The organism is Bradyrhizobium sp. Ce-3, from assembly GCF_022835695.1.
Classification (GTDB): domain Bacteria; phylum Pseudomonadota; class Alphaproteobacteria; order Rhizobiales; family Xanthobacteraceae; genus Bradyrhizobium.
Genome location: NZ_BQUV01000003.1, coordinates 152,514 through 177,026, shown reverse-complemented (window position 1 = coordinate 177,026; position 24,513 = coordinate 152,514). Strand labels below are relative to the sequence as shown.

26 protein-coding genes are annotated in these 24,513 nt (G+C 65.7%); 15 read left to right on the top strand and 11 right to left on the bottom strand.

What is annotated here, in order from left to right; translation table 11 throughout:
• Positions 1-19 precede the first annotated feature (19 nt).
• Positions 20-544 carry a DUF2867 domain-containing protein gene (locus BRSPCE3_RS11900; RefSeq protein ID WP_244066003.1) on the bottom strand — a complete coding sequence of 175 codons (525 nt, stop codon included), beginning with the start codon at positions 542-544 and terminating at the stop codon, positions 20-22.
• 388 nt (positions 545-932) lie between these two features.
• Here BRSPCE3_RS11900 and BRSPCE3_RS11895 point away from each other — a divergent pair, with 388 nt between their 5' ends.
• Positions 933-2,900: a methyl-accepting chemotaxis protein gene (locus tag BRSPCE3_RS11895; protein ID WP_244066002.1), complete on the top strand. Its 1,968-nt coding sequence runs from the start codon at positions 933-935 to the stop codon at positions 2,898-2,900.
• A gap of 60 nt (positions 2,901-2,960) precedes the next feature.
• Positions 2,961-3,416, top strand: coding sequence for a DUF1801 domain-containing protein (locus BRSPCE3_RS11890; protein ID WP_244066001.1), 456 nt, complete (start codon positions 2,961-2,963; stop codon positions 3,414-3,416).
• A 258-nt stretch (positions 3,417-3,674) separates the two neighbouring features.
• Here the strand turns inward: BRSPCE3_RS11890 and BRSPCE3_RS11885 are convergent, their stop codons facing one another.
• A complete protein-coding gene (locus BRSPCE3_RS11885) occupies positions 3,675-5,885 on the bottom strand; it encodes a putative bifunctional diguanylate cyclase/phosphodiesterase (protein WP_375709899.1) in 2,211 nt (736 codons plus the stop codon).
• 333 nt (positions 5,886-6,218) lie between these two features.
• Complete coding sequence (locus BRSPCE3_RS11880) at positions 6,219-6,656, bottom strand: L,D-transpeptidase (protein ID WP_244065999.1); 438 nt, start codon at positions 6,654-6,656, stop codon at positions 6,219-6,221.
• A 197-nt stretch (positions 6,657-6,853) separates the two neighbouring features.
• Here BRSPCE3_RS11880 and mepA point away from each other — a divergent pair, with 197 nt between their 5' ends.
• The 6 genes from mepA (at position 6,854) to BRSPCE3_RS11850 (ending at position 12,416) form a co-directional block, all read left to right on the top strand.
• Positions 6,854-7,801: a penicillin-insensitive murein endopeptidase gene (mepA, locus tag BRSPCE3_RS11875; protein WP_244065998.1), complete on the top strand. Its 948-nt coding sequence runs from the start codon at positions 6,854-6,856 to the stop codon at positions 7,799-7,801.
• Between the two features lie 147 nt (positions 7,802-7,948).
• Positions 7,949-8,458, top strand: a complete 510-nt coding sequence (locus BRSPCE3_RS11870; protein WP_244065997.1) for a hypothetical protein — start codon at positions 7,949-7,951, stop codon at positions 8,456-8,458.
• A gap of 205 nt (positions 8,459-8,663) precedes the next feature.
• The gene (gene modA, locus BRSPCE3_RS11865) at positions 8,664-9,449 is read left to right on the top strand and encodes a molybdate ABC transporter substrate-binding protein (protein ID WP_244066524.1); all 786 of its coding nucleotides are present in this window, start codon (positions 8,664-8,666) and stop codon (positions 9,447-9,449) included.
• Positions 9,449-10,144, top strand: a complete 696-nt coding sequence (gene modB / locus BRSPCE3_RS11860) for a molybdate ABC transporter permease subunit (protein WP_163161570.1) — start codon at positions 9,449-9,451, stop codon at positions 10,142-10,144. The genes modA and modB overlap by 1 nt, the downstream gene beginning before the upstream one ends.
• A gap of 103 nt (positions 10,145-10,247) precedes the next feature.
• On the top strand, positions 10,248-10,919 hold the full coding sequence (gene modC, locus BRSPCE3_RS11855) for a molybdenum ABC transporter ATP-binding protein (RefSeq protein WP_244065996.1): 672 nt from the start codon (positions 10,248-10,250) through the stop codon (positions 10,917-10,919).
• Between the two features lie 195 nt (positions 10,920-11,114).
• Positions 11,115-12,416 carry a hypothetical protein gene (locus BRSPCE3_RS11850; RefSeq protein ID WP_244065995.1) on the top strand — a complete coding sequence of 434 codons (1,302 nt, stop codon included), beginning with the start codon at positions 11,115-11,117 and terminating at the stop codon, positions 12,414-12,416.
• Positions 12,417-12,466: 50 nt separating this feature from the next.
• Here BRSPCE3_RS11850 and BRSPCE3_RS11845 read toward each other — a convergent pair whose 3' ends face one another.
• On the bottom strand, positions 12,467-14,260 hold the full coding sequence (locus BRSPCE3_RS11845; protein WP_244065994.1) for a potassium/proton antiporter: 1,794 nt from the start codon (positions 14,258-14,260) through the stop codon (positions 12,467-12,469).
• A 341-nt stretch (positions 14,261-14,601) separates the two neighbouring features.
• Here BRSPCE3_RS11845 and BRSPCE3_RS11840 point away from each other — a divergent pair, with 341 nt between their 5' ends.
• A complete protein-coding gene (locus BRSPCE3_RS11840; RefSeq protein WP_244065993.1) occupies positions 14,602-15,918 on the top strand; it encodes a mechanosensitive ion channel family protein in 1,317 nt (438 codons plus the stop codon).
• Positions 15,919-16,085: 167 nt separating this feature from the next.
• A complete protein-coding gene (gene map / locus BRSPCE3_RS11835) occupies positions 16,086-16,910 on the top strand; it encodes a type I methionyl aminopeptidase (protein WP_050426054.1) in 825 nt (274 codons plus the stop codon).
• 49 nt (positions 16,911-16,959) lie between these two features.
• Here map and BRSPCE3_RS11830 read toward each other — a convergent pair whose 3' ends face one another.
• From BRSPCE3_RS11830 to BRSPCE3_RS11820, 3 genes are all read right to left on the bottom strand, one after another.
• Complete coding sequence (locus BRSPCE3_RS11830) at positions 16,960-18,159, bottom strand: MFS transporter (RefSeq protein WP_244065992.1); 1,200 nt, start codon at positions 18,157-18,159, stop codon at positions 16,960-16,962.
• A 47-nt stretch (positions 18,160-18,206) separates the two neighbouring features.
• Complete coding sequence (locus BRSPCE3_RS11825) at positions 18,207-18,830, bottom strand: TetR/AcrR family transcriptional regulator (RefSeq protein WP_375709898.1); 624 nt, start codon at positions 18,828-18,830, stop codon at positions 18,207-18,209.
• A gap of 61 nt (positions 18,831-18,891) precedes the next feature.
• Positions 18,892-19,611, bottom strand: coding sequence for a DNA-3-methyladenine glycosylase I (locus tag BRSPCE3_RS11820; RefSeq protein ID WP_244065990.1), 720 nt, complete (start codon positions 19,609-19,611; stop codon positions 18,892-18,894).
• Between the two features lie 123 nt (positions 19,612-19,734).
• On the opposite strand from BRSPCE3_RS11820, the gene radC reads away from it, so the two are divergent.
• Positions 19,735-20,448 (top strand): DNA repair protein RadC, encoded by a 714-nt coding sequence (gene radC / locus BRSPCE3_RS11815; protein WP_244065989.1) that lies wholly within the window; start codon positions 19,735-19,737, stop codon positions 20,446-20,448.
• A gap of 352 nt (positions 20,449-20,800) precedes the next feature.
• The gene (locus BRSPCE3_RS11810; RefSeq protein ID WP_244065988.1) at positions 20,801-21,190 is read left to right on the top strand and encodes a PRC-barrel domain-containing protein; all 390 of its coding nucleotides are present in this window, start codon (positions 20,801-20,803) and stop codon (positions 21,188-21,190) included.
• Positions 21,191-21,277: 87 nt separating this feature from the next.
• On the opposite strand, the gene BRSPCE3_RS11805 is transcribed toward BRSPCE3_RS11810, so the two are convergent.
• The 4 genes from BRSPCE3_RS11805 to BRSPCE3_RS11790 all read right to left on the bottom strand — a co-directional run bounded on the left by BRSPCE3_RS11805 (position 21,278) and on the right by BRSPCE3_RS11790 (position 23,508).
• Positions 21,278-21,481 (bottom strand): CsbD family protein, encoded by a 204-nt coding sequence (locus BRSPCE3_RS11805; RefSeq protein WP_244065987.1) that lies wholly within the window; start codon positions 21,479-21,481, stop codon positions 21,278-21,280.
• Between the two features lie 416 nt (positions 21,482-21,897).
• Complete coding sequence (locus BRSPCE3_RS11800) at positions 21,898-22,659, bottom strand: Crp/Fnr family transcriptional regulator (RefSeq protein WP_244065986.1); 762 nt, start codon at positions 22,657-22,659, stop codon at positions 21,898-21,900.
• A gap of 197 nt (positions 22,660-22,856) precedes the next feature.
• Positions 22,857-23,219 (bottom strand): PRC-barrel domain-containing protein, encoded by a 363-nt coding sequence (locus BRSPCE3_RS11795; RefSeq protein ID WP_244065985.1) that lies wholly within the window; start codon positions 23,217-23,219, stop codon positions 22,857-22,859.
• 82 nt (positions 23,220-23,301) lie between these two features.
• The gene (locus tag BRSPCE3_RS11790) at positions 23,302-23,508 is read right to left on the bottom strand and encodes a hypothetical protein (RefSeq protein WP_244065984.1); all 207 of its coding nucleotides are present in this window, start codon (positions 23,506-23,508) and stop codon (positions 23,302-23,304) included.
• A 248-nt stretch (positions 23,509-23,756) separates the two neighbouring features.
• Here BRSPCE3_RS11790 and BRSPCE3_RS11785 point away from each other — a divergent pair, with 248 nt between their 5' ends.
• The 3 genes from BRSPCE3_RS11785 to BRSPCE3_RS11775 all read left to right on the top strand — a co-directional run bounded on the left by BRSPCE3_RS11785 (position 23,757) and on the right by BRSPCE3_RS11775 (position 24,468).
• Complete coding sequence (locus BRSPCE3_RS11785) at positions 23,757-23,948, top strand: hypothetical protein (protein ID WP_244065983.1); 192 nt, start codon at positions 23,757-23,759, stop codon at positions 23,946-23,948.
• A gap of 24 nt (positions 23,949-23,972) precedes the next feature.
• The gene (locus tag BRSPCE3_RS11780) at positions 23,973-24,188 is read left to right on the top strand and encodes a hypothetical protein (protein WP_244065982.1); all 216 of its coding nucleotides are present in this window, start codon (positions 23,973-23,975) and stop codon (positions 24,186-24,188) included.
• Between the two features lie 61 nt (positions 24,189-24,249).
• The gene (locus BRSPCE3_RS11775) at positions 24,250-24,468 is read left to right on the top strand and encodes a hypothetical protein (protein WP_244065981.1); all 219 of its coding nucleotides are present in this window, start codon (positions 24,250-24,252) and stop codon (positions 24,466-24,468) included.
• Positions 24,469-24,513: the final 45 nt, after the last annotated feature.

Genomic DNA, 24,513 nt, shown 5'->3' with positions numbered 1-24,513 from the left:
AGAGGTCAGCTGCGGACCGCTACTGCAGTTGTGTCTGCGCACAGCGGGCCAGGTTGGCCCTGACCACGAGGTGATGAAACGGCCTGATCGCGTTGAGATAGGTGAAGCCGAGGGCATTGTGGGTATGCACGACGGTCGTCGCGATGAGCAACGCGCCGATTGGGGAATGGCGCCGGAGCAGCGACAGCCGGAAGTCCAGGTGCCGGTCATCCGCACCAAGCACAATTTCGTCCTTGCCCTCGCAGAGCACCGGGAAGAAATCCACCCGGTCGTGGCTGTCGGGGGACGTCCTGACCGTATCGGAGGTTTTGATGCCAAAGGGCGTCACCATGGCGTCGCGCAGCGCGATCAATGTCTTTTGCCACGCCGGTGGATTGACCAGCGTCCGCGTCGCCAGCTCGCGCATGCTCGACTGGTCCGATGCACTCAAGTCGATGCTGTAGCTATCGAGCAGACTGGCGTTCTCGTACCAGTTCGCAACGACACTTTCCGACGGCGGCGTCGTCCGCCGCACCTGCGGTTTGCGGTCCAAGCCCATGCTCATGATGATGTCACCTGTTAGGGGCCAATCGGAAGAGCAATTTCCAGTTTTCGACGCGAGTCTGCAGGATGGGTGGAGCGCGGCGATACCCATCATCCCACCGCGCAGCACGAGGTCGATAGGTACCGCTGCGCTCCACCCATCCTACGAAGCCGCCTTCTTGGCAAGACGCTTCGGCGCGCACCTCGATCTATGGGGCGCAGCGATCCGCCCGCCGACGAATCTCCGCGTTAACGCCGGCGTTTGTGAGAACACGCCCTCGCCGCATGGTACGAAAGTAGGCACCCGCGGCCGTGGTCGCGGCACGAAATTTCGGCGGCGCAACATCCGGTTGTTAAGCTTTTTCTGGGACTTTGCGGACGGCGCTAATGCCTGGAGTTCCGCTGGTCCCATGTTCACGCTTCGATCGATTGCCGCCCGCCTGATTCTGGCGATTTCACTGACCGTTGCAGTGGCCTGCGCCATCCTCGGCGGCTTCTCCATCAGCCAGCAGCGTGCGCTGACCCGGCTCGCGCTCGATCAGCAGCTCAAGCTGCAATATGACAGCGTGATTGCAGCGATCGACTATGAGGGCCGCGCGGCGCTCGCGGTCTCCGCCGTGATCGCCGCCCTGCCGCCGGTCGAGGACGCGATCGCCAAGGGCGACCGCGACGGCCTCGGCAAGCTGCTCGGCGCGCCCTGGGCCGCGATCAAGGCGCAGGGCATGCCGCTGATCTCGTTCTGGCAGGCGCCGGCGACCAGCTTCTACCGGGTCCATGCGCCGAAGACGTTCGGCGACGACGCCTCCACCCGGCGCACCACGGTGGTGGAATCGATCAAGGCCGGCAAGCCGATCGTCGGCGTCGAGCCCGGCCGCGAGGCGCTGTCGATCTTCGGCATGACCCCGGTGATGCATGACGGCAAGACGCTGGCCAATGTCGATATCGGCGCGGCCTTCGGCAAGGAGTTCGTCGACCGCGCCAAGAAGCGCTTCGGCATCGACCTCGCGGTGCATTCGTTCGACGGCCAGAGCTTCAAGCGGCTGTCCTCGACCTTCGGCGACACCGTGGTCGCCACCCAGGACGAGCTCAAGCGCGTGATGAACGGCGCGGCCGTGCTGCGCGATGCGGATCTCGACGGGCATGAGGTGGAGCTCTATCTCGGCCAGATCAAGAACTATGCCGGCGAACCGGTCGCCGTGCTCGAGATCATCAAGGACACCAGCGACTATGCAGCCGCTGCCGCGAGCGCGCAGCGCAATCTGATCCTCGGCGTGGTCGCGATCATGGCGGCCGCCGTGCTGCTCGCCTTCCTGCTCGGCCGCGGCCTGTCGCGCCCGCTGACCGCGATCACCGCGGTGATGAACCGCCTGTCGAGCGGCGACACCGGCGTCACGATCCCCGGCAGCGAGCGCCGCGACGAGCTCGGCACCATGGCCAAGGCGGTCGACGTGTTCCGCCGCAGCATGATCGAGACCTCCTCGCTGCGCGAGGCGCAGGAGGCCGACAAGCTGAAGGCGGAAGCCGACCGGCAGGCGCTGCAGCGGCGGATGGCCGACCGCTTCGAATCCGACGTCAAGGACATGGTCGCCGCCGTCGCGCGGTCGTCGAGCGACATGCAGCGCGTCGCGGGCGAGATCACGACCAGCGTCAACGGCACCTCCGAACGGACCTCGGCGGCGGCCGCCGCGTCCGAAGAGGCGTCGGCCAGCGTCAATGCGGTGGCGGCGGCGACCGAAGAGCTGGCGTCCTCGATCACCGAGATCGGCCGCCAGGTCACCCATTCCAGCCGCGTCGCCGACAATGCGGTGGCGAAGGCGGTGGAGACCACCGAGATGGTGACGAGCCTCGCCGCATCCGCCGAGAAGATCGGCGACGTGCTGCGCCTGATCAGCGCGATCGCGAGCCAGACCAACCTGCTGGCGCTCAACGCCACCATCGAGGCCGCCCGCGCCGGCGAGGCCGGCCGCGGCTTTGCCGTGGTCGCCGCCGAGGTGAAGGAGCTGGCGAGCCAGACCGCGAAGGCGACCGACGAGATCGCCGGCCAGGTCGGCGCGATCCAGTCCGCCACCGGCAACTGCGTCAGCGCGATCGGCGACATCAGCAGCACCATCCGCGAGATCTCGGGCATCGCCACCGCCATCGCGGCCGCGGTGGAGCAGCAGGATTCGGCGACCCGCGAGATCGCCCGAAGCGTGCAGCAGGCCTCGTCCGGCACGGTCGAGGTCTCCGCCAACATCGCGGGCGCGAGCGAAGCCGCCGGGCAATCCCGCGCCCTCACCGGCAATGTGCTGGATACCTCCGGCCAGCTCGGCGATCACGCCTCGGCGCTGTCGCACAGCGTCGACACCTTCCTCGCCGGCCTGCGCAACGCGGCCTGAGCGGCGGCGCATCTGAGGCTATGCTAGACTGACGCAACCGTCCTTCTCGCGGAGCCTTCGATGCGCAAGCCGGCAAGATCGACCAGCAAGGCGACACGACGACCGCAGACCAAATCGGCCGATGCGCTGTTCGACGCCTACCCTGCGCCGGTGAAGACAAAACTGCTGGCGCTGCGGCGGTTGATCTTCGAGACCGCGAAGGCGACCAGAGGTGTCGGGGCGCTCGAAGAGACGCTGAAATGGGGCCAACCGAGCTATCTCACGCCGGAGACCGGCAGCGGCAGCACGGTGCGGATCGATCAGGTGAAGCCGGCCGCCGACCAGGTCGCGGTCTACTTCCACTGCCAGACCAACCTGGTCGAGACCTTTCGCGAGCTCTATCCCGAGCTCAACTACAGCGGCAACCGCGCGATCCTGCTCGATGTCGCGGGCAAGCTCCCGGAGGCGGCGCTGCGCCACTGCGTCGGGTTGGCGCTGACTTATCATCTGCGGCGGAAGGCCGGCGTGGCCAGCTAGCTCACCGTCATTGCGGGCGAAGCGACTTGCGCGTTTATGCGCGGTCGGTGTCATCACCCGCGCATGCGGGTGATCCAGTATTCCAGAGACGCCTGTGCTTGAGCCGAGAGGCCGCGGCGTACTGGATCGCCCGGTCAAGCCGGGCGACGACAGCTTGGGTGGGATACAGCCTCGCATTCACGCGACATGAATCAGGAGGAAAATGCGCCCACCCCGACGGCGGTCCAGACTCGCAATGACGCGGTGGATGCAACTTGCCTACGCCACCAGCGCCGTGGCGACGCGCTGCGCCTTCAAGAGACTGATGACCTCGGCGTTCGGCCGGGCGCGGCTGAACAGAAAACCCTGGCCCTCGTGGCAGCCTTCGGCGCGCAGGCAGCTCAGCTCCTCCTCCGTCTCGACGCCCTCGGCGGTGATGGTGACGCCGAGCCCCATGCCGAGGCTGACGATCGAACGCACGATCGCCTGCGCGTCCGGGTTCGCGGCAAGGTCGCGCACGAAGGACTGGTCGATCTTGATCTTGTCGAACGGAAAGCTGCGCAGATAGCTGAGGCTCGAATAGCCGGTGCCGAAATCGTCCATCGACATCCGCACCCCGAGCGCGCGCAGCGCATGCAGCGTCGCCAGCACCTGGCTGCTCTTTTCCAGCAGCAGCGTCTCGGTGATCTCGAGCTCGAGCCGCCGCGCCGGCAGGCCGGATTGCCGCAGCGCGTCGGTAACCAGCGCCAGCAGATTGCCGGTGCGGAATTGCAGCGGCGACAGATTGACCGCGACGCGCACATCGTCGGGCCATTGCGCCGCGTCCATGCAGGCGCGATGCAGCATCAGGCTGCCCAGCGGATTGATCAGGCCGGTCTCCTCGGCGACCGGGATGAACTCGGCCGGCGAGATCATGCCGCGCTCCGGATGCGGCCAGCGCACCAGCGCCTCGAAGCCGGTGATGCGCCCGCTCGCGAGATCGACCAGCGGCTGGTAATACGGCCGCAAGCCTTCGTTCTGGATCGCATCGCGCAGATCGATCTCGATCTTGCGGCGGCTTTGCGCCCGCGCATCCATCTCGGCCTCGAAGAACGAGAAGGTGCCGCGGAATTCGCTCTTGGCGCGCGACAGTGCCATGTCCGCGCTCTTCAGCAGTTTTTCGGAATCCTCGCCGTCGCCGGGCGACATCGCGATGCCGATGCTGGCACCGATCACCACCGAATGTCCCTCGAGCAGATAGGGCTCGCCGATCGCATCCAGGATCCGCCGCGCCAGCAGCACCGCGTCCTCGGGCCGCATCACGCCGCCCTGCACGATGGTGAACTCGTCGGAGTTGAGCCGCGCCAGCGCGTCTTCCTCGCGCAAGGTCGAGCGCAGCCGCTTGGCGACCCCGCGCAGCAGCTTGTCGCCGATGCCGTGGCCGAGCGTGTCGTTGACCGCCTTGAAATTGTCGAGGCCCAGCATCAGCACCGCGACCTTGTCGGTGGAGCGGCGGGTGTGCTGCAGCATCTCCTCCATCTGCTGGCGCAGCAGATTGCGGTTCGGCAGGCCGGTCAGGCTGTCGTGCTGGGCCATGAAGGCGAGCCGCGCCTCGGCGCGCTTGCGCTCGGTGATGTCCATCAGCGCCAGCAGCATCGCCGGCTGGTCGCCATGCATCAGCTGGCGCGAATAGATCGCAAGGTCGATCAGCGTGCCGTCGGCGCGCACATGCTTCCAGGTCCGCGCCGCCTGCTCGTCGCTGCTGCGGCCGGCGGCCCACGGCAGCTCGGTATCGAACGCCTGCAGGCTCCGGATCGTCATTCTCTCGAATTCGGCACGCACATAACCGTAATGCGCGATCGCGGCGTCGTTGACGGCGAGGATCCGTTCGCCGTCCAGCGCGCACAGGATCATCGGCACCGGATTGCCGTCGAACAGCAGGCGGAACGAGGCTTCGCGCTGCTTCAGCTCGGTGATGTCGACGCGCAGGCCGACGATGCCGCCATCCGAGGTCAACCGTTCCTCGATCAGGACCACGCGACCGTCGGCAAGCACCTGCTCGTGCCGTGCACCCGGCTGGTACATCTTCTGGAGCCGCTCGGCGATCCACTCTTCCTCGCGGCCGGCCGCCTCGGGATAATCGCCGCGCGCGACACCGATGCGGATGGTGTCTTCGAGGCGCGCGCCGTGCTCGAACAGATCGGAACTGCGCTTGTAGATTTCCGAGTATTTCTTGTTCCAGAGCGTGTAGCGGCCTTCGGGGTCGAGGAACACGATGCCTTGCGGCAGGATGTCGATCGCCTCACGCAGCCGCGCATTGGACCTGCGGGCCTCGGCGATCGCGGCCTCGGCCTGCGCGCGCTGGCGCACCAGCTCGCCGATCTCGACGGCGGCGCGGCGTGGACTGCCCGGCAGTTTCGGCAGCGGCCTGTTCGGCAAAGGCTTGGGCCGGCGGCCCCGGGGACCGGACAGTTTGGCCTGCTTCGGCTTCTTGATTTTCTTTGGCCGCATCATCGCTATCGCACGCCCCACGCGCATTCCAGTTCGGTGACATTTCTGCGATAAGTCTCTGAAAAATTGGTATCTCTCGGCGAATAGCTGCGCTGGCTGAGAAAGCCGGACATGCCTGCTTTGCAGGCGAAGTCACGCCCGACGCGAGTGGGCTGGCGCCGTGCAGATGGCCGACCGCGGCAATTTGCGGCGCGGAAGCGCCACAGCGTGGTGAAGGAACGGTAAACCAGCGTCCGCCTGCACAATGAATGCGCCGAAACGCTTCGAGCGCATCAATGATTGCCAGCGCGTGACAGGGTTATCGCGAGGTAAAGCCGCGACCGGATTGCGCGGTTAGTTGGTGATCTCGATCCGCGTGCCGCCGCGGCCGTTGCGCTCGACCAGCCCATAGAGCTGGGCGGCGTGCGAGGGATGCAGGCGCACGCAGCCATGCGAGGCCGGTCCGCCGAGACGGGTGAGCTCATAGGTGCCGTGGATGGCAAAGCCGCCATGGAAGAAGATCGAATACGGCATCGGCGAGTTGTAGTACTTCTTCGAGTACCAGCGGCGCGCCAGCATCTGCGGACGGAACACACCGTTCGGCGTGCCGTAGCCGCGGCGCCCGGTCGACACCGGCCAGTTGTAGCGCGCCGCGCCGTCGACGCTGACCGCCATGCGCTGCGATGATTTGTCGATGTGCACGACGATGTCGGCGCGCGCCGGAGAGAGTGCCAATGTCGACGCGGCAATCGCGGCGGCAAACGCCGGCCGTACGCAACATACGCTCGTCATAAAAACGCCTACCCTGAAATTATTTTGGCGCATGATGTCGCCCACAACGCATGCTTGTAAAGTGGCGAGGATCACATGCGAGCCGGGAAGCCGCGGGTAATCTTAATTCGCCTTGTGGGCGATCAAGCAATTGGGATGAACGCGCGGTCCGGCTGCGGCGAATCCATGTTAGCTTTTGCGCAGACAGAGTGATCCGAATGACATCCCGCCTGCGTCTGATCCCGCTCCTGCTCTCCACCCTCGTCGCCTGCACCATCTCCGCGCGGGCGCAAGACAAGGGCTCGCTCAATCCGCAGCCGCTGCCGCCGCTCGCTAACCCTAACGATCCGACGATCGGGGCGAAGCAGTTGTTCGCGCGCAAGGTGCTGCCGGCGGCGATGCCCACCCGATCGATCGGCGGCTACACCAAGGGCTGCCTCGCCGGCGCGGCGCAGATGCCGCTCAACGGCGACACCTGGCAGGTGATGCGCTTGTCGCGCAACCGCTATTGGGGTCACCCCGACATGATCGCGCTGCTGAAGCGGCTTGCGGTCAACGCCCAGAGGGACGCCGGCTGGCCGGGCATCCTGGTCGGCGATATCGGCCAGCCGCGCGGCGGCCCGGCGCTGTCAGGTCATGCCAGCCACCAGATCGGGCTCGACGCCGATATCTGGCTGACGCCGATGCCCGATCGCAAATTGTCGCGCGAGGATCGCGAAGAGATGTCGGCGGTGATGATGGTGCGCGACGACCGGCTCGATATCGATCCGCGCGTGTTCACGCCGGGTCATGTGCTGGTTATCCGCGACGCCGCGCGGGAGCCGGCGGTGCAGCGCATCTTCGTCAATCCGGCGATCAAGAAGGCGCTGTGCCGGGAGGCCAAGGGCGACCGCAGCTGGCTGTCGAAGATCCGGCCGTGGTGGGGCCACGACTACCACTTCCATATCCGGATGCGGTGTCCGTCGGGCAGCCCGGCATGCGAGGCACAGAAGCCGCAGACGGAGGGCGAAGGCTGCAAGCCGTCGGATCTCGCCTTCTGGTTCAAGGACTCGGTGCTGCATCCGAAGCCGCCGCCGAAGCCACCGAAACCGCGCCCGCCGATGACGCTGGCGCAGATGCCGGCGGAGTGCAAGACGGTGCTGAACGCGCCCGACGCCAAGCAGTAGTATTCAAGCAATAACATCTTTGTCAGGCGGCTATGCCGGCCGGCTTGAACTGCGTTATGATCCCGCGCCGTCGCGCCGTAAGCGCGGTCGGGCGATGGATCGGGGCCGCTGATCTCTTCCATCCGTCACAATTGCATTGGACCAGACATGCGCAAATCGCTCTTCGCCGCATCGCTGCTGCTTGTTTCCGCTCCCGCCTTCGCCGCGGAAGAGCCGAGCGGCTGCGACAAGTTCAAATGGTCGATCGACCGCGCACGCGCCGCGCTCACGGCGCCCGATCGCGCCAAACTTGTCTCGGGCAGCGAACAGGCGGCATGGCCCGCGACTGCGATCACGCTGGCGCTGGTGGCCCCCGCCGATGCCAAATTGCCGACGGCGCCGGAGCGCGCGCCGAAGGAAGGCACCTTCGCCGGCTTCGCCAGCTTCAAGGCCGCACCGAAGGCCGGGCTCTATACCGTCAGCCTCTCGGCCGGAGCCTGGGTCGACCTGGTGCAGGACGGGCATTTCCTGAAGCCGAAGGCGTTCAGCGGCGCCACCGACTGCGACGGCATCCGCAAGACCATGAAATATGACCTTGCTGCCAGCCCCTTCGTGCTGCAGGTCAGCGGCGCAAAAGAGAACTCGCTGTCGATCGCGATCCAGCCATCGGATGAATAGCACGAGCCGTTAGACAAACGGTCGCCTTTACCGTAAGTCCCAGCCTGCTATGTTTGCAGTGCGATATCCCCGAGGACCGTAAGTCCTTCGGGGATCTGCGGAACAGCGCTTCCGCCCGTCGCGCCCAGAACCCAACCAACGCCTGATTTGCGCGTGCCGTTCGCGCGCGAGCTCGCACGGAGCGCTTTCCATGTCACGACTTTCAATCTCTCGGCTTGCCGGACTTTTCACTGCCTTCGTCATCCTGCTCGGCGCGATCCATTCGCCGGCACGAGCCGAGGACAAGACCCTCACCGTCTTTGCCGCCGCCTCGATGAAGAATGCGCTCGACGAGATCGACGCGGCCTACACCGCCAAGACCGGCGTCAAGATCAGCGCCAGCTATGCCGCGAGCTCGGCGCTGGCCAAGCAGATCGAGCAGGGCGCGCCGGCCGACGTGTTCGTCTCCGCCGATACGGACTGGATGGACTATGCGATCAAGCAGAAGAACATCAATGAGCCGACGCGGGTCAACCTGCTCGGTAATTCGATCGTGCTGATCGCGCCGAAGGATTCCATGATCAGCAACGTCAACATCGGACCGGGCTTCGATCTCGCCAAGCTCGCCGGCGACGGCAAGATCGCAACCGGCGACGTCAAGGCGGTGCCGGTCGGCAAATACGCCAAGGCCGCGCTCGAGAAGCTCGGCGCCTGGCAGGCGGCGGAGCCGAAATTCGCGATGGCCGAGAGCGTGCGCGCGGCCTTGACGCTGGTGGCGCGCGGCGAGGCCGTGCTCGGCATCGTCTATTCGACCGACGCCAAGGTCGAGCCCGGCGTCAAGATCGTCGGCACCTTCCCGGCCGACACCCATCCGGCGATCATCTATCCGGTGGCGGCGACCACGACCGCGAAGCCCGAGACCACCGAGTATCTCGCCTTCCTGCGCTCGTCCGCGGCGAAGACGATCCTCGAGAAATACGGCTTCAAGTTCCTGGTCAGCCCGACGACCTGATGTTCGAGATCTCGCCGACCGAATGGACGGCGATCCTGCTGTCGCTGCGGGTCGCCGTCATCGCAACGCTGGTGGCGACCCCGTTCGGGATCGCGCTCGCCTGGCTGCTGGCGCGGCGCGATTTCTGGGGCAAGTCGCTGCTCGATGCCGCCGTGCATCTGCCGCTGGTGCTGCCGCCGGTCGTCACCGGCTATCTGCTGCTGCTGACCTTCGGCAAGCGCGGCCTGGTCGGCGGCTGGCTCGCCGATCATCTCGGCATCGTGTTCGCGTTCCGTTGGACCGGCGCTGCGCTCGCCTGCGGCGTGATGTCGTTTCCGCTGCTGGTGCGGCCGATCCGGCTGTCGATCGAGGCGGTCGACCGCCGCCTCGAACAGGCCGCCGAGACGCTCGGCGCCGCGCCCTGGCGGGTGTTCGCAACCGTGACGCTGCCGCTGGCGCTGCCCGGCGTGCTGGCCGGCATGGTGCTCGGCTTCGCCAAGGCGATCGGCGAGTTCGGCGCGACCATCACCTTCGTCTCCAACATCCCGGGCGAGACCCAGACCATTTCGTCGGCGATCTATTCGCTGATCCAGACGCCCGACGGCGACACCGCCGCGGCACGGCTCGTGATCATCTCGGTGGTGCTCGCGGTCGGCGCGCTGATCGCCGCGGAAGTATTCGCCCGCCGCGCCACCGCGCGGCTGCATGGGCAATAGAGCATGATCCGGAAAAGTGTGAAGCGGTTTTCCGAACAGATCATGCTCAAACAAGGAGCTATAGCGCGATGACGATTCAACTCAATCTCATCGCGCTTTAGCGATGCTAAGGGTCGACATCACCAAGCAACTCGGCGAGTTCTCGCTCGCGGCGTCGTTCAGCAGCGAGGGCCGCGTCACCGGCCTGTTCGGTGCGTCCGGCTCCGGCAAGACCTCGCTGATCAACACCATCGCAGGGCTGGTGCGTCCCGATCGCGGCACCATCGTGATCGACGGCGAGACGGTCGACGACACCGCGGCCGGCATTCACGTGCCGACCTGGCGCCGCCGGATCGGCTACGTGTTTCAGGACGCGCGGCTGTTTCCGCATCTCAGTATCAGCCAGAACCTCGACTACGGCCGCCGCATGAACGGCCTCACCGAAGATCCCGCGCAACACAAGCGCGTCGTCGACCTGCTCGACATCGGTGCCCTGCTCGACCGCCGTCCCGGCAAGCTGTCCGGCGGCGAGCGCCAGCGCGTCGCGCTCGGCCGGGCGCTGCTGTCCAAGCCGCGGCTGTTGCTGCTGGACGAGCCGCTCGGCGCGCTCGACGAGAGCCGCAAGCTCGAGATCCTGCCCTACCTGGTCCGGCTGCGCGACGAGGCCGGTGTCCCGATGGTCTATGTCAGCCACGACGCCGCCGAGCTGCGCCAGCTCGCTACCCAGATCGTGATGCTGCGCCGGGGTCAGGTGACCGCGTTCGGCGGTGTTAAGGTGTTGACGGCGGGCACCTAGAGCTACGGTTCTGATTGAATCAGAACCGAAGCTCTAGGTTCTGGTCTCGAGGCGTTTTCCTCACGCGAACCGGTGCCCACTTCGCTCGAAAACGCCCCGGCTGGCCGTTTTTCCGAAAGTCGGCATAAGATAGCCCATCTTGTCTGCTAGGCCCGCATTCGAACGTCCCGACCGGGCGTGGGGAGAGGTGGCACTTTGCGACTGACTGGCTGGGTATTGCTGCTGATCGGCGGGCTGCTGTGCGCCACGATTTCGTGGGCCGCGCTCGGCTTCCTGCTGATGGGCGTCGGCCTGATCGCGCTGCAGGTCGCCGAGCGGCGCCGGCATCCGGCCGATGACGCGGTGCCGGCCGGCGGCTCCGGATTTACCCCGCCGCGCCTCAGCCCCGGCCTGCAGCCGCCGACCCTCGACCCGGTCGGCCAGGACAACGGGCCCCAGCGCCAGCCGCGCCGGGTCGCCTGGCCCGACAAGACGGCGGACGCGGCCTTTGACCGGGCGCCCCACGACCGGGAGCCTCACGATCGAGAGACTCACGATCGAGAGACTTACGATCGAGACACTTGGCGCCGGCTGGTCGAGAGCGACCCCGATCTCGCCCAGCTCACCAACGTGCTGGCCGATTACGGCCCGCAATATGTCGACGAGTTGGCGGCGAGCTATCTGGCCGCTCCCGACAAGGGCCGCCTGGCCGAGATCGTCGACGGCATCATCGCGCGCGCCCGCGACGGCCAGCCGGTCCCGCCGCCGCCCGCGCCGGTCGAAGCCTCGCGGCCGCCGCCGCTGCCGCCCCGGCCGGAGCCAAAGCAGGTGACCGTCCCAGCCGCCAAGCCGGCGGCTTTGCCGAGCAATCCCGCCGATGCACTGGAAGCGTCGCTGCTCGCCACGGTCGAGGAGGCCTCCGCCAGGATCGCCGCCGAACGCGCGGGTCTGTTCAAGCCTGGCAAGGGGCTTGGTAAGGAGCCTGGCAAAGAACCTGTCAAGGCAACCGACAGCCCGCCGCAAACGGCGAACCAGCGCGAACCGTTGTTCGGTCGAAGCCGCCGGGACACGAAGCCAGCCTCACCGCCGCCAATACCAGCGGCACCGCCGCCGACGCCGACCGACACGCCCACCGACCTCGAAGCGTCGCTGATCGCCGCCGTCAGCGAGGCCGCCGCCCGGCGGGCCGACACCTCCAAGGACGTCCGCAAGGACGTCCCCACGGACGCGCCGAAGCCGGCACCGGAGCCCGCGCCGTCGCCGGCGACACGCGAGCCCGAGATTCGCAGCGTCGCGCCTGCCGCTCCTCCGGCATTGCCGGCGAAGACACCACCGGCGAAAAGCCCAGCCGACAATCTCGACGAGACGCTGCTCGCGGCGCTGGCCGAGATTTCCGGCCAGAAGTTCAAGGACGAGTCCAAGCCGGACGGCGCGTCGAAGGGCCCGGCGGCCGACGACGGCCTGTCCGACATGATCAAGAAGTTCGCCCCGGATTCGAGCTTCCTGCGCAAGCAATGACGGCGCCGATCTTGTTCTGACGCGTTTTCTTCAGGCGAATCGAAAACGCTTTAGACGCCCGCGACCGACGCCCAGATGTCGGCGAGCTTGCGCCGGACGGTCTGCATCCGCGTCCGCGGCACGACCACGTCCTCTTCCTCCGGCAGGCGCAGGCCGACCACATTGACGCGGCCGCCGCTGATGCTGCGCGCCACCAGCACGATCTCGTCGAGCGCGAGCTCGGCGCCTTCCTTCGGCGCGCGGTCGAGATTGATGTCGAAATAATCCGCGAGCGTCAGCTTGGCCTGCTGCTCGTCGACCTTGACGCCGTAGATCTCGGCGAGCTCCCCAAGCGTGTGCTCGCCCGACACCATGAAGTCGCCGAGCAGATGCGGATCGGGTTCGCTCGACGGCGCCATGTCGACGAAGAAGCGGTCGAGTGCCTCGGCGCGCTCCGGCGGCGCCAGCAGATAGATGTAATCGCCGGGCGCGACCGGATCGGCCTCGACAGGTGTCAGGATCCGCTCGTCGCGGATCACCAGCGTCGGCTTCGACCAGGACGGGATCAGCCCGCGGCGGAAATACAGGCTTTTCGGCCGCACCGGGTAGCCGACCAGCTGCTGCTCGAGCTGGCCGGGCAGATCCAGCTCGACGCGGCGCGGACCGCGCTCGGCGCGCGGCAGCGCGACGTGCAGCCGCCGCGCCGCCGGCGCCAGCGTCCAGCCCTGCAGCAGCAGCGAGATGATGACGACGACGAAGGCGACGTCGAAATACAGATAGGCCTTCGACAGCCCGACCAGCATCGGGATCGAGGCGAGGAAGATCGCGACCGCGCCGCGCAGGCCGGTCCAGGCGATGAACACCTTCTCCCGCCAGTTGAACTTGAACGGCGCGAGGCAGATCAAGACCGCCAGCGGCCGCGCCACCAGCATCAGCGCGAACGCCACCAGCACCGCGCCGCCGGCGCTGGAGAGCAGGCGGTGCGGCGACACCAGCAGGCCGAGCAGCACGAACATCACGATCTGCGCCAGCCAGGTCGCGGCGTCGAGGAAGGTCACCACCGAATTATGCGCGCGGGTCGGCCGGTTGCCGATGATGATACCGGCGAGATAGACCGCGAGGAATCCCGAGGCATGCACGATCTGCGAGCCGCCGAAGATCACCAGCGCCGCTGTGGTGACGAACGGCGCATGCAGGCCCTGCGGCAGCGCGACCTGGTTCAGCGCGATCACCACCAGCCGGCCGCCGATCACCCCGATGATGGCGCCGAGCACGGCCTCCTGGATGAACTCCAGCGCGATGTGCGAGGCCGAGCTCTGGCCGACCGAGATGAACTCGACCAGCATCAAGGTGAGGAAGATCGCGAACGGGTCGTTGGTGCCGGATTCCGCCTCCAGCGTCGCGCCGACGCGCGGCCGCAGGCGCAGGCCCTGGGTGTGCACCAGCAGGAACACCGCCGCCGCATCGGTCGAGGCGACGACGGCGCCGACCAGCAGCGACTCGGCCCAGTTGAGGTCGAGCACATAGCGGGCGACCGGCGCCGTGATCAGCGCGGTCAGCAGCACGCCGGCGGTCGCCAGCACCATCGACGGCACCAGCACCGTGCGGATGCTGGCAAACCGCGTCTTCAATCCGCCGTCGAACAGGATCAGCGCCAACGCCACCGAGCCGACCAGATAGGTGGTGCGGACGTCGTCGAACTGCAGCCGGCCGGGGCCGGAATCGCCCGCCAGCATGCCGACCAGCAAGAACACCAGCAGCAGGGGGGCGCCGAACCGCAACGCCAGCAGGCTCGACAGGATGCCGGCCATCACCAGCACCGCACCGAGCAGGATCGCTATACTGACGGAGTCGAGGGATGCCATGCGCCTTTGGAGGTCTCAAGAACTTGGGAGGTCTCAAATACTTGCAATTGCATCCTTATCGTCGCCACACTGGGACGCCAACCGATTTCTGAGATGAGCGGCAATGTGCCCGGTCCCGTGAACCCCGAGAGCTTTTTCCATTCCGACGAGATCGGAACGGGCTCTCGATTCTTGTTTTGACGCGTTTTCTTCACGCGAACCGGTGACCACTTCGCTCGAAAACGCTCTAATTCGCCTCGACACTGTGGTGTATCGATGGTCGCGCGCGCGCCTTTGTGGGATTCTCGGCGCACCTTCGAATCACATTTGCCTGACCCGCGCCTCGAGTTGAGAATTTGCCGATGGACATGAGTTGGAAGGACGTCCTGGAATCGATCCAGATGGCAGCGCGCTCGGTCGGGGCCGAGGTGGCCTCGCCCTGGTTCTATCTGCAATTCGGCATCATCCTCGCCGCCGCGGGGCTCGCTTACGCCGCCGATACCGCCATTCATGCGCGGGTCAACATGTCCACTTTGGCGAGCCGCTGGCCGCTGCCGCTCCGGCACTTTGCCCGGGTGATGGTGACGAGCGCCTCGACCGCGGTGTTCGCGGTGCTGATGATCATCTCGCGCATCGTGATGTGGCACGCGACCTGGCCGAGCCGCAGCTATCTGATCGCGGTTGCCGCCAAGCTGGCACTGGCCTGGCTGGTGATCCGCCTCGTCACCTCGGTGATCGACAACGCCTTCATCGTCAAACTGGTCTCGATCGCGGCCTGGCTGGTCGCGGCGCTCAGCATCATCGGCCAGCTCGACTGGGCCGCCGAAACGCTGGATTCGTTCGCCGTCGTGGTCGGCGGCCTGCGGCTGAGCCCGCTGCTGCTGATCAAGGCCGGCGCGGTGCTGATCCTGGCGCTGTGGCTGAGCAATATCGCCAGCAATTTCATCGACGGCCAGATCACCCGCTCGACCGACCTGACCCCGTCGATCCAGGTGCTGCTGGTCAAGATCATCCGCATCGGCCTGATGGTGGTCGCGGTCGCGATTGCACTGAGCGCGGTCGGGATCAACCTTTCGGCGCTGGCGGTACTGTCCGGCGCGGTCGGCGTCGGCATCGGTTTCGGCCTGCAGAAGATCGTCGCCAACTTCATCTCGGGCATCATCCTGTTGGTCGACAAGTCGGTGAAGCCGGGCGATCTCGTCACCATCGGCGACAGCCAGGGCCGCATCAGCGCGATGAAGACCCGCTACATCTCGGTCGCCGCCGGCGACGGCCGCGAGTTCCTGATCCCGAACGAGGACCTGGTGACACAGAAGGTCACCAACTGGACCTACACCGACAAGAACACGCTGGTGAAGATCGCCTTCGCCACCAATTACGACGCCGATCCACGGCTGGTCTGCAAGCTCGCGATCGAAACCGCGACCGCCCACGCCCGCGCGCTCAAGGGCAAGCCGCCGAACTGCATCCTGACCGAATTCGCCGAGCTCGGCATGAAGTTCTCGCTGACCTTCTGGATCGCCGATCCCGACGGCATGGACAGCGTGAAGAGCGACGTCATGCTGTCGCTGTGGGACGCCTTCAAGCAGCAGGGCATCAAGGTGCCCTATCCGGTGCGGGAACTGCGCATCCGCGGCGGCGCGCTGCCGGTCGAGAGCGTGGTCGAGGTCTCCAGCTAGGCGTTTGAGCCCGTTTTTGCGCGGTAGTGCGGCCGCTGTCCGGATTTCGCCCTGAAATCAAGCGGTGTGGACATTGTCCCCATGCCCAAGCTTGGCTTGCGCCGGGCGCGCCGATCATTAAATTAGGGCCTGAAATCAGCCCCTTGCCCGCAGAAACGCCCCCGCCCATGAGCTATATCGACGCCACCGACACCTCGCTTCGCAAGACCGGCCAGATCAAGCTGCACGGACCGAGCGGCTTTGCCGGCATGCGCAAGGCCGGCGCCCTGGTGTCGAAATGCCTCGATGCGCTCACCGACATCGTCAAGCCGGGCGTCCCGACCTCCGTGATCGACGAGTTCGTGCGCAAATTCGCCTTCGACCACGGCGCCTATCCGGCGACGCTGATGTATCGCGGCTATCGCTACTCGACCTGCACCTCGATCAATCACGTGGTCTGCCACGGCATGCCGGGTGACCGTCCGCTGAAGGAAGGCGACATCGTCAATGTCGACGTCACCTTCATCGTCGACGGCTGGTACGGCGATTCCAGCCGGATGTATGCGATCGGCGCCATCGCGCGGAAGGCCGAGCGGCTGATCGAGGTGACCTATGAGGCGATGATGCGCGGCATTGCCGCGGTGAAGCCCGGCGCCACCACAGGCGATATCGGCCACGCCATCCAGAGCTTCGTCGAGCCGCAGGGCATGAGCGTGGTGCGCGATTTCTGCGGCCATGGCCTCGGCCGCCTGTTCCACGACGAGCCGAACATCATCCATATCGGCCGCCCCGGCGAAGGCGCGCCGCTGAAGCCCGGCATGTTCTTCACCATCGAGCCGATGATCAATCTCGGCAAGCCGCATGTGAAGATCCTGTCCGACGGCTGGACCGCGGTGACCCGCGACCGCTCGCTGTCGGCGCAGTTTGAGCACTCGGTCGGCGTCACCGCCGACGGCGTCGAGATCTTCACGCTGTCCGAGCGCCACGGCGAGAAGCCTTGGGTGCAGGTCTAATCGGGTTCAGGTCTAATCGGGTTCAGGTGCACGGCCGCAGCGGCCCGCACTACTTCGTCTCCGTCGCAAGATAGGCGAGCGCGCAGAGCGGCAGCACGCCGCCGATCGCGGCCGCAAGCGACCATCCGCCCGCGGCGTAGGCCCAGCCGCCGACGCCGGAGCCCAGCGCGCCGGCCAGGAAGAACGTCGCCATATAGAGCCCGTTGAGCCGGCTGCGCGATTCCGCGCCGAGCACGAACAGCGCGCGAAAGCCGAGCACGACGTTGGCCTGCACGCCGAAATCGATCGCGATCGCCGCGGCGACGAACAAAGCCAGCGACAGCGTCGAGCCCGGCTCCACGATCATGGTGAGCGCGAAGCCGGCACTCGCCAGCAGCAAGGCTGCCGCGGTGGCCGGGCGGGTCCAGCCGCGATCCGCGACGCGGCCCGCGAGCGGCGCCGAGACCACGCCGGCGGCGCCGACCAGCGCAAACAGCGCGATGCCGGACTGCGTGAATCTGAAGGCTGGTCCGGCGAGCACCAGCGGCACCGTGGTCCAGAACAGGCTGAACGCCGCGAACAGGCTGGCCTGGTAGAGCGCGCGGCGCTTCAGAACCGGCGTGTTGCGGGCGAGGTGAACCATCGAGCGCAGCAGCGCACCGTAGCCGAGCCGCGCTTGCGGCACGCGCGTCGGCAGCGTCCAGCGCAACAGCAGCGCGAGCGACACCATCAGCGCGGACGAGATCCAGTAGACCATGTGCCAGGACGAGATCGACGCGATGAAGCTCGACGCCGGACGCGCCAGCATGATTCCGAGCATCAAGCCGCTGGTGACGTTGCCGACGACCCGGCCCCTGATGCGCTCGGGCGCCAGATGGCCCGCGTAGGGGACCAGAATCTGCACAGCGACCGACGCAAAGCCGACCGACAGCGCGGCAACGAGAAATGGCAGCGGATGCGTCGACAGCGCGGCGGCAACCAGCGCCACCGCCGCGACCGCAATCACGGACGAGATCAGCCGGCGGTTCTCAATGAGATCGCCCAGGGGGACGACGAGCAACAGTCCGACGCCGTAGCCGATCTGGGTCATCGTCACGATCAAGCCGGCTGATTCCGGCCGCAAGCCGAGTTCGGCCGCGATCGGCCCCGCCAACGGCTGGGCATAGTAGATATTGGCCGCGATCAGACCGCAGGACAGCGCCAGCAGAAAGGTGAGCCGGGTGGACACCGAATCCGGCTCCGGCCGGACGTCGGACGTGATGGTCGTCATGGATACTCCAATTTGGGGAACGATCGTTTCCTAAATAGTCAAATTAGTCAGGCGAGCAGCTTCATCGCGATGTCCACCGCTGCCGAGGTGTCCGCCGGCGCGCGTCCGGCTCGTCCGACGACGCGCAGCCCTTGCGTCAAACAGATCATGACGCGGGCGGTCTCATCCGGATCGATCTTGCCCGGAATCGATCGATCCGCCTGCCCTTGCCGAATCAGGTCGGCCAGCAGCGCCTCGTTCCGCGAGAGGGCCGCGGTGATCCGCGCCGCAACCTCTCGATCGGCGATCGCGAGCTCTATTGCGCTGCCGACGACCATGCAACCGCGCCGCCCTTCGACGCCCTTCGCCGACTCGACGTAAAAGCCGAGCACGGCGCGCAGCCGCTCGCGAGCCGTCCGAGCCGCGCGGGCGACAGCTGCAATCTGCTCGTTGCGCAAGAGCATGTAGCGATCGAGCGCCGCCAGGAATACCGTCCGCTTGTCCTTGAACGCTTTGTAAATGCTCCCCGAGGCCAGCCCCATCGCCTCCGTCAGGTCGCCGATCGAGGTGGCGTTGTAGCCCTGTTCGCGAAACACCCTGATCGCCTTGTCGAGCGCCTCGTCGAGGTCGAACTCCCGCGGCCGCCCGCGCGGACGTCCAACCTCTTGCGGCAATTTGGCCATGGCTCTCATCTCGCCATTTAGGGAAAGATTGTTCCCTAAGTCAACTCACGTCTTTGTGCAACGCGGCAGGTCAATAGTCGCTCCGGGTGCGTTCGATGATCTCCTCGGGCGTGTGGTTCTCTCCGATCGACATCGCGCAGATCCGCGACAGATGCAGATAGGACAGCCCGGTCTCCTCCGCCCAGGCGTTGAACTGCGCCTGCACCTTGGCGAGATCGCGCTTCGACTTGACCTCCTCGGCGATATCGAGCCCGGCATCGCGCAGGCAGGCGACGACGTCGCGCGAGGTGACGAAGCCGTCCCAGCCGAGGAAGCGCAGCAGCATCTGCCCGGTGTTGCCGCCGAGCCGGCTGCCGCGCTTGGCGAGCAGGTCGAGCAGCCCGACCTCGTCCGAAGACGGCCAGGCGCTAAGGAATTTGCCGAAGCTGCCATGCTCGCGCGCGATCTCCTGCACGAAGCGGCCATTGTCGCGCACCGACATGATCTTGGCGCCGTTGCGCACGATCCGGGCGTCGCTCGTCAGCTTCTCCCAATATTCGTCCGGCTTGAACGCGAGCTTGGCGGGCTGAAAGCCGAGGAAAGCTACTTCGAAGCCCTCCCATTTGGCGTCGATCACGCTCCAGGCGAACCCCGCGCAGAACACCCGCCTGGTCATCTCGGCCAGCACGCGGTCGTCGCCGAGCTTGGCCAGCGCCTTGGCGCCCGCCGGCGGCCGCAGCAATTTCTCGAGCGCCTTCGGCCCACCCTTGCGTTTCTCGGCGCGCGAGCGGATCACCTTGAATGACGTCACGCAACCCTCCCCATTTCGATCCTGAACTTTGCGGCCGACGGTAATTCGCCCGTGGCATCGTGGCAAACCGTGAAGTCGCATCGCCCCTTGCAAAACCCGGCAGGCACGGCATGGTTGTGCCCGATGCCCGCCAAACCCGACCCCAGCGACGACGACGCCAGCGAGACGCCGCATTATCACGGCCATCGCGAGCGGCTGCGCGAGCGCTTCTATGCGGCGGGGCCGGACGCGTTGACCGACTATGAGCTGTTGGAGATGGCGCTGTTCGCCGCGATCCCGCGCCGCGACACCAAACCCTTGGCCAAGGCGCTACTCAAGAAGTTCGGCTCGTTCGCCGAGGTGGTGCACGCGCCGGTCGCCCGGCTGCGCGAGGTCGAGGGCGTCAAGGACGCCTCGATCAACCAGCTCAAGCTGCTTGCCGCGGCCGCCGGCCGCATCGCCAAGGGCGAGATCAAGCGCAGCGTCGCGCTGTCGTCGTGGAACGACGTCATCGACTATTGTCGCTCCGGCATGGCATTCGCCGACAAGGAGCAATTCCGCCTGCTGTTCCTCGACAAGCGCAACCAGCTGATCGCCGACGAGGTGCAGCAGACCGGGACCATCGACCACACCCCGGTGTACCCGCGCGAGGTGATCAAGCGCGCGCTCGAATTGTCGGCGACCGCGCTGATCCTGGTGCACAACCATCCCTCCGGCGACCCGACGCCGTCGCAGGCCGACATCCAGATGACCAAGGCGATCGTCGATATCGCCAAGCCGCTCGGGATCGCCGTGCACGATCACATCATCGTCGGCAAGAACGGACATACGAGTCTCAAGGGCATGCGGCTGATGTGAGCCGCGCTGTCGTCCGATCCTCGCCGTCGTCCCGGCGCAGGCCGGGACCCATACGCCGCAGCAGGTGTTGCGAACGGGACTCGTCGTTGCGACATTGCGCGACAAGCAAAAGCGGTGGTTATGGGTCCCGGCCTGCACCGGGACGACAGCGGATATGTTGCGCGGCCCGCGAGTCACGCATCCGCATGCTCGCGACACCTTGCGGGAGAGGGAGCCTGAGAGGCGAGCTCAACTCACTGCTCCCGGGTCCATGCCCGGCGCGCCGGAATGACCGCTTCGCAGCCCACTCCGCGCCGGCTAGGAACTTCTCCGCAAGCGTGAGGTTACAACTGCCTCATATGGAGGAGAGACAATGAACAAGCTCATTGCAGGAAGTATCATTGCCGCCGGAATGATCACGGCAGCGCACGCCGCGGAAACCATGTCTGCTGCTCCCGCCGAGAGCTGGACCGTGACCAACTATTACAAGCAGTCGGTCTATGATCCGCAGCAGAACAAGATCGGCGACGTCGACGACGTGCTGGTCGACAAGTCCGGCAAGGTCAACGGCCTGGTGATCGGCGTCGGCGGATTTCTCGGCGCGGGAGAGAAGGATGTCATCGTGCCGTTCACCGCTGTCAAGACCGCCAAGAAGGACAATAAATGGTGGCTGACCCTGAACGAGACCAAGGATGGGCTCAAGTCCGCGCCGGGCTTCAAGTACGACAAGGCGAGCACGACCTGGGTCCCGCAAGGCAAGTAGACAGCCCTGCTGGTGAATCTCGAGCGCCGATCAGGCGCAATAGTCTGCGAAGGAAAAAAGGCCCCGCGAGCGCGGGGCCTTTTGCTGTCACCATTTCTGGCGGCCATACCAGTCATCGATTTCCTTGTGGGCCTGGTCCTTGGCGTAGCCATAGCGCTGCTGCAGACGGCCCTCGAGCTGGTCCTGCTTGCCGGCGATGACGTCGAGGTCATCATCCGTCAGCTTGCCCCACTGCTCCTTCACCTTGCCCTTCATCTGCTTCCAGTTTCCTTCAACCCGATTCCAATCCATTGTGAGACCTCCGTCCTCTGGAAACCGATCAACCGAGATGACGGGTCTTCGTTCCTGCGTTGCCCTGCGGCAGATGCGGCACCCTCGTTACGGCCTCCGTAATCGTGAGGGACGCAGCAAGGGAACGGCGCCGCCCCTCAGCGTTACGAGGCGCTCTTGGCGCGACGACCCAGGTCGTGGCAGATTTGATCTTTGCGACCGATCAGGTCTTGGCCGCGAACTGCGCGAGCCGCTCTTCCAGGGTTTCGGTCTGCTTGAAACAACGCCGCACTTGCATGGCGCTACTCCCGTTTGCGTTGGGCGGGAGCGATGCGGCTCTCATCACCGATATGACGCGCGATTTAAGTACGGCATCCTATGTCATTCGATAACACAGGTTAGGCCCTGCGGATTTCTTCCAGCCGGCCCAGCCTTGATCACCCGGCCGCTGCATCCGACGGCGTCATGCCGGCGTCGAGCTGCCGCCCTTCGTGATCCATGTGCAGATAGTTCGGATTGAACAGGCCGGCGCGCATCAAGCGGTCGAGATTGGGGACGGCCAGGGTCTTTCCCTTGAGCACGATCAGGCCGTCGGCGCGCAGCTCCTGCAGGGTGCGGTTGACGTGCACCTTGGACAGCCCGGTGGCGTCGGCGAGATCGCCCTGGGTCAGCGGGAAGTCGCAGCTGTCGCCCTGGGTCAGACCGGCGAGGCGCAGGCGGAGCCAGATCTCGCAGAGCAGATGGGCCATCCGCTCCAGCGCCGTGCGCTGGCCGAGGCTCATGGTCCATTCGCGCTGGATCGCCGCGTTGACCAGGGTTTCCCACCAGAACGCGGTGACGATGCGCGGATGTCCGGCGGCGACCCTGTCGAAGAAATCGCGGGAGAGATCGGCGATCGACACCGCGGTGATGGTGCCGATCGAATGATCCATCTCGCGCAGGATGAAGACGTTCACGTCGCAAATGTCGCCGGGCAGGAAGAACGACACCACCTGACGGCGGCCGTCCTCGAGCTGCTTGTAGCGATAGGCCCAGCCGGACAGGATCAAATGGACGTCCTTCGGCTTCTCGCCTTCACGGACGATATCGACGCGCGGAGCAAAATGCCGGACGCGCTCGGTCGATGCGCGATTGAGAATAGCGTGATCCACCGGCGAAAGCCGTACGAACTGCTCCAATTTCCGGACTAACGACGCCAACGACATTGGTCTCCCCGGATCTTTAATCGGGTAACCGTCGGGCCGATCAATAACGTATGTTACATTGCACAGCTATTGACGTCTGTTCACTAGTGTACAGACACCGGAGGACGCGACGGTTACATCCTCAAGCGCCGTACGAGCAAGCTTCCGGTGGGCGGCACCGGTGAAATACGGGCCCTCGGGGCCCGCGCCGTTCAAACCAAAGGTACGCCGTAGTAATCGTTCACTGCGCGCGTGGTGCCGACATCGGCCCAATTCCAGTCCCGCTCGCTGCCGTATTTCGGCGCGCCGCGCAGCTGACTCTCGGTCACGCCCGTGACGTAGCCACCGAGCCGCGTGTCGTATTTGAGCGATTGCCAGGGCAGCGGATAATGGTCGTTGCCAAGACCGAGGATGCCCCCGAAACCGAGCACGGCATAGGATACCCGCCCGCTCTTCTTGTCGATCATCACGCGCTCGATCGAGCCGATCTTGCGCTCGTCGGATCCATAGACCGCGGTACCCTCAACCTTGTCGCTGCCGATCAGGTTGCCGAGCTCCTTCTCGTCCATCGCCATGTCAATTCTCCATTGAACTCCGAGAGCCAACAGTGGCGCGGGATCATTGTTCCTGCCGCATTGCCGCAGGGCAAAACGCCGTTCAGCCAGTCGGGGGATCGCCGCGATCGTCTGATGTCATGCCCGAGCCTGGCGTCTTGTCGGCATCGTTCAGTTTCGGGTCCCGCGTCGCTTCGCGCGCCGGCGGCTTTCGGGTGTCGGTCTTGTGAGCGCTCTGCGCACGCTCCTTGTCGACCGGCTGCTCCTGACCCTTGTCGTCTTTCACGATGCCCTGATTTGAATGTGCCATTTGCTGATGTCCTTCCTTGGCTGATATCCCTCGAAGTCATGCGGGCCCCGGCGATGTCATTCGCCGAGGCCCGTCACCGGAGTGGTCCAGTGCTCTCGGGGAGCAGAGCAGTGAACACGGGGGAGTTACGCATGGCGCGGGAGAACGTTCCTGCGATGCCGCAAGCGAATTCGCCCCGCTGATGTCATGGGTTAACGACGGCCTCCGGGGAACATGCCTAGAATTGCTGGTTCCAAGGCGGAGACGGCATGATCAAGAAGAAACGCAACAGGTCACGGCCTTCCGGATCGTTCGAGGATCGCCTGCAAAAATTCGCCGACGAATCCCGCGTTGCGGCACGCAAACTGCCACCTGGACGGGAACGCGAGGCGCTGATGAAGAAAGCCAGACAGACCGAGACCGTGATGGAAGTCAGCGAGTGCTTGACGTCCCGCAAATAGCCGCGGGCCACAAGGGAGAGCGCGATGATCGAGGAACGATTCGACTCACGTACACTCGCGGCCATGAGCTTTGCGCTCGACCACGTCTGCGCCGGCGCGCTGCATGGCGAGGAACATGACACCCGCAGGCGCGTTGCCAGATACATCATCAAATGCGCCAAGAACGGCAGGACGACGCTCTCCGAGCTCACCGAAGCCGGACAGCAGGCGTTGGCCAAGGTCACCGCCGCAGCAGGATAGTCGGCGCAACCTCCCCTGCTGAATCTGCCTTGTTCCTGGCCTTCGGCAAAGGCAGATATCCATGCGCATCATAATCAGCATCGGCCTGCTGGCGCTTCTGGCTGCCGTCGGCGCCTACGCCTATCAAGGCCTGACCGTCGACGCCCCGGCGCCGGCCTACGCCATTGTCATCTTTTCGATCGGAATTGTGCTGCTCGCTGCGGTCTGCGCCGGCCTGATGGGCCTGCTGTTCTATTCCAGCCGCCGCGGCTACGACGAGCCGCCGCACATCAAGCGGTAGGTGATGGCGAAGCAGAGCCCCGGCAGGCTTTCAGCCCGTCACCCT

What these genes read in the sequence shown, in the direction of transcription:
- BRSPCE3_RS11900 (WP_244066003.1), bottom strand. Translation starts at nt 544, where the DNA reads ATGAGCATGGGCTTGGACCGCAAACCGCAGGTGCGGCGGACGACGCCG.
- BRSPCE3_RS11895 (WP_244066002.1), top strand. Translation starts at nt 933, where the DNA reads ATGTTCACGCTTCGATCGATTGCCGCCCGCCTGATTCTGGCGATTTCA.
- BRSPCE3_RS11890 (WP_244066001.1), top strand. Translation starts at nt 2,961, where the DNA reads ATGCGCAAGCCGGCAAGATCGACCAGCAAGGCGACACGACGACCGCAG.
- BRSPCE3_RS11885 (WP_375709899.1), bottom strand. Translation starts at nt 5,885, where the DNA reads ATGCGGCCAAAGAAAATCAAGAAGCCGAAGCAGGCCAAACTGTCCGGT.
- BRSPCE3_RS11880 (WP_244065999.1), bottom strand. Translation starts at nt 6,656, where the DNA reads ATGACGAGCGTATGTTGCGTACGGCCGGCGTTTGCCGCCGCGATTGCC.
- mepA (WP_244065998.1), top strand. Translation starts at nt 6,854, where the DNA reads ATGACATCCCGCCTGCGTCTGATCCCGCTCCTGCTCTCCACCCTCGTC.
- BRSPCE3_RS11870 (WP_244065997.1), top strand. Translation starts at nt 7,949, where the DNA reads ATGCGCAAATCGCTCTTCGCCGCATCGCTGCTGCTTGTTTCCGCTCCC.
- modB (WP_163161570.1), top strand. Translation starts at nt 9,449, where the DNA reads ATGTTCGAGATCTCGCCGACCGAATGGACGGCGATCCTGCTGTCGCTG.
- modC (WP_244065996.1), top strand. Translation starts at nt 10,248, where the DNA reads ATGCTAAGGGTCGACATCACCAAGCAACTCGGCGAGTTCTCGCTCGCG.
- BRSPCE3_RS11845 (WP_244065994.1), bottom strand. Translation starts at nt 14,260, where the DNA reads ATGGCATCCCTCGACTCCGTCAGTATAGCGATCCTGCTCGGTGCGGTG.
- BRSPCE3_RS11840 (WP_244065993.1), top strand. Translation starts at nt 14,602, where the DNA reads ATGGACATGAGTTGGAAGGACGTCCTGGAATCGATCCAGATGGCAGCG.
- map (WP_050426054.1), top strand. Translation starts at nt 16,086, where the DNA reads ATGAGCTATATCGACGCCACCGACACCTCGCTTCGCAAGACCGGCCAG.
- BRSPCE3_RS11830 (WP_244065992.1), bottom strand. Translation starts at nt 18,159, where the DNA reads ATGACGACCATCACGTCCGACGTCCGGCCGGAGCCGGATTCGGTGTCC.
- BRSPCE3_RS11825 (WP_375709898.1), bottom strand. Translation starts at nt 18,830, where the DNA reads ATGAGAGCCATGGCCAAATTGCCGCAAGAGGTTGGACGTCCGCGCGGG.
- radC (WP_244065989.1), top strand. Translation starts at nt 19,735, where the DNA reads ATGCCCGCCAAACCCGACCCCAGCGACGACGACGCCAGCGAGACGCCG.
- BRSPCE3_RS11810 (WP_244065988.1), top strand. Translation starts at nt 20,801, where the DNA reads ATGAACAAGCTCATTGCAGGAAGTATCATTGCCGCCGGAATGATCACG.
- BRSPCE3_RS11805 (WP_244065987.1), bottom strand. Translation starts at nt 21,481, where the DNA reads ATGGATTGGAATCGGGTTGAAGGAAACTGGAAGCAGATGAAGGGCAAG.
- BRSPCE3_RS11795 (WP_244065985.1), bottom strand. Translation starts at nt 23,219, where the DNA reads ATGGCGATGGACGAGAAGGAGCTCGGCAACCTGATCGGCAGCGACAAG.
- BRSPCE3_RS11790 (WP_244065984.1), bottom strand. Translation starts at nt 23,508, where the DNA reads ATGGCACATTCAAATCAGGGCATCGTGAAAGACGACAAGGGTCAGGAG.
- BRSPCE3_RS11785 (WP_244065983.1), top strand. Translation starts at nt 23,757, where the DNA reads ATGATCAAGAAGAAACGCAACAGGTCACGGCCTTCCGGATCGTTCGAG.
- BRSPCE3_RS11780 (WP_244065982.1), top strand. Translation starts at nt 23,973, where the DNA reads ATGATCGAGGAACGATTCGACTCACGTACACTCGCGGCCATGAGCTTT.
- BRSPCE3_RS11775 (WP_244065981.1), top strand. Translation starts at nt 24,250, where the DNA reads ATGCGCATCATAATCAGCATCGGCCTGCTGGCGCTTCTGGCTGCCGTC.